The following is a 2,863-nucleotide window of genomic DNA, read 5'->3' as shown; positions in this document are numbered from 1 at the left end:
TGGTCGTGCTCGATCGACTCCTGGGTGCCGCCGGCGGCGCGGTAGGCGACCGAGGGGGTGGCGTGCATGCCGGCCTCACCGATGACCAGCCCCCAGCCCTCCTTCAGCGACGGCAGCGCAAGCACCCACGCCCGCTCGTAGACCTCGTGCTTGTGCTCCTCGGTGACGTGGCCCTCGAGCACGACGCAGTCGCCCGCCCCCACCTTCTCGACGTACGCCGCCAGCTCGGCCTCCCACCAGCCGGACCCGACCACGTGCAGACGCAGCCCCGGCAGCTCGGCCTGCAGTGCCACCACGGCGTCGACGGCGTGCTCGACCTGCTTGTGGGGGACGAGGCGTCCGACGACGGCAACCATGGGGTCGGGGCTCTTGCCGGGGTCGACCGCGCGGTAGGGGTCGGTGCCGTTGTGCACGACGGCGATCCGATCGGCGTCGATGCCCAGGGCGACCAGCTCGTCGCGGGTGGCGCGGGAGACGGCGACGTACTGCTCGCGGCGGTAGAGCCGTGGTGCGAAGCGGCGCTCGATCCACCACCCGATGCGACCGCTGAGCCCGGGGTAGACCACGGGCCACTGCTCGCGGTGCACGTGGTGGATGAGCACGATCACGGGCGCGTCGGTGACCATCCGGCTGAAGAACGGCAGCCCGTTCTGCACGTCGACCACGAGGTCGGTGCGACCGTGCGGCCCGTCCAGGTCGCCGCGACGCAGCGCGCGCATGCCGGCGGCGTACACCGACAGCTTGGTGCCGCGCCGGACGAAACGGATGCCTCCGCGGGTCTCCTCCGGCGGGGCTGCGGCGTGTGCGGCGCAGAAGATGGTGACGGTGCACCCGTGCTCGACCAGGCCCTCGGCCATCTTCTCGAGGTAGCGCTGGGCCCCGCCGCCCTCCGGGTTCGCGGTGTCGCGCCAGCTCAGGAAGACGACGTGGCGTCCGTCCAGCGAGCCCTCGTGCATCCGCCGGAGCCTATAGGGTCCACGTCGTGCCACGCCCGTCCACCAAGCCCTTCCGGGCCTCGCTGCCCAGGTCGGTGCGACTGCTGCGGGAGTTCCGCCACGAGCAGTCCGACCCAGCCCGCTTCTACACGGCGTTGGCGCAGGACTCCGCCGCACAGGTCGCCCACTACGCGGAGCTGGACTCCCGGCTGGTCTTCGACGTCGGGGGCGGCCCGGGCTACTTCCGTGACGCCTTCCGCGCGGCCGGTGCCCGCTACCTGGCCCTCGACTCGGACGTGGGTGAGCTGGCCGGTCTCGGGGACATCGCCGCCGGCACCGTCGTGGGCAGCGGCATGCAGCTGCCGGTGCGAAGCGCGAGCGTCGATGTCTGCTACTCCTCCAACGTGCTCGAGCACGTCCCGCAACCGTGGACGATGGCGCGCGAGATGGTGCGGGTGACCAAGCCGGGCGGCCTGGTCTTCATCAGCTACACCGTCTGGTTCGGCCCGTGGGGCGGCCACGAGACGGCGCCGTGGCACTTCCTGGGCGGTGCCCGGGCCCGTCGGCGCTACACCCGCGTCCACGGCCACGAGCCGAAGAACAAGTTCGGCGAGTCGCTCTTCCCGGTGACGGTCGCCGCCGGGCTGCGCTGGGCCCGCGAGCAGGAGGACGCGGGCATCGTGGACGTCGTCCACCTCACCCCGCGCTACAACCCCTGGTGGAGCCGCTGGATGCTGCGCGTCCCGGTGCTGCGCGAGCTGGTGACCTGGAACCTCGTGCTGGTGCTGCGCCGCCGATGACCCTGTGATGAACCACCGATGAGCACCTTCGCCTGGCGGGTGCTGGCGGGATGCGGGCTGCTGATCGGGCTCGCATTCACCCAGGACCCCGGCTACCTCGTGGCCGACACGAAGTTCGACCTGGTCGCCGCACCGGGTGACTTCGTGGTGCGCGCCCTGCACCTGTGGGACGGCGAGGGTGCCTTCGGCCAGTTGCAGAACCAGGCGCTGTGGTGGGGCCTGGTCCTGGCGGTGGCGTTCGCCGGCACCGCGCGCCTGGTGCGCGCGCTCGGCGTGCGCAGCGACCTCGCCTGCCTCCTGGCCGGTGCCGCCTATGCGCTGTCGCCGCGCATGTTGACGACGATGGGCCCGATCTCCAGCGAGAGCTGGCCGATGGCCCTGGCCCCGTGGGTGCTGCTGCCCCTGGTCGTCGGGGCCGAGCGTGGCTCCCCGCGCCTGGCAGCGGCCTGGGCGGGCGTCGCGGTCGCGTGCGTGGGCGGCATCAACGCCGCGGCCGCCTTCGCGGTGATCCCGCTCGGTGTCGTCTGGCTGCTCACCCGCACCCGTGGCCCGCGACGCCGGGCGCTGATGCTGTGGTGGCCGGTGTTCACCTTCCTCGGCACGCTGTGGTGGCTGGTCCCCCTGGCGGTGATGGGTGCCTACAGCCCGCCCTTCCTGGACTGGATCGAGACGGCCTCGGTCACGACGTTCCCGACGACAGTCGCGGACGCGCTGCGCGGCACCTCGAACTGGGTGGCCTACATCGACACCACCTCGCGGGCGGGTCGGGACCTGCTGAGCACGCCCTACCTCGCCCTCGACGCCGGGGTGCTGCTGCTCCTCGGCTGCGCGGGCATGGTGCTGCGCAGCAACCCCCATCGCGCCTTCCTCGCCCGCGGCTTGGCGGTGGGGCTCGTCCTGGTCACGCTCGGCCACGAGGGCGCGGTCCAGGGCTGGGGTGCCGCGACCTTGCACGACCTGCTCGACGGCGTCCTCTCGCCCATCCGCAACGTGCACAAGTTCGACCCGATCATCCGGCTGCCCCTCGTCATCGGCCTCGCGTACGCCGTCGAGCAGCTGCGCGCGGGGTCGAGGACAGGCTCCGGTGCCGCCCGTCAGCAGCGGCTCAACACCGCCGTCCTCACCGCC

The 2,863-nt window shown here is 72.5% G+C and carries 3 protein-coding genes; 2 read left to right on the top strand and 1 reads right to left on the bottom strand.

Annotation, left to right across the window (positions count from 1 at the left end):
• A partial coding sequence (locus A6Q79_RS16935; protein WP_317698831.1) for a glycosyltransferase family 4 protein occupies positions 1–956 on the bottom strand: 956 nt, incomplete at its 3' end.
• A 26-nt stretch (positions 957–982) separates the two neighbouring features.
• Between A6Q79_RS16935 and A6Q79_RS16930 the strand changes: the two genes are divergently transcribed.
• Positions 983–1,735 (top strand): class I SAM-dependent methyltransferase, encoded by a 753-nt coding sequence (locus A6Q79_RS16930; RefSeq protein WP_317698830.1) that lies wholly within the window; start codon positions 983–985, stop codon positions 1,733–1,735.
• Between the two features lie 18 nt (positions 1,736–1,753).
• Positions 1,754–2,863: alpha-(1->3)-arabinofuranosyltransferase family protein (locus A6Q79_RS16925; protein ID WP_317698829.1), on the top strand; the 1,110-nt coding region annotated here is incomplete at its 3' end.

Origin of the sequence: Aeromicrobium sp. REDSEA-S32_B7 (assembly GCF_001626145.1) — a bacterium.
GTDB lineage: Bacteria > Actinomycetota > Actinomycetes > Propionibacteriales > Nocardioidaceae > Aeromicrobium > Aeromicrobium erythreum.
The sequence above is the reverse complement of the archived record's forward strand: the minus strand, read 5'-3'. Positions and strand labels throughout refer to the sequence as shown.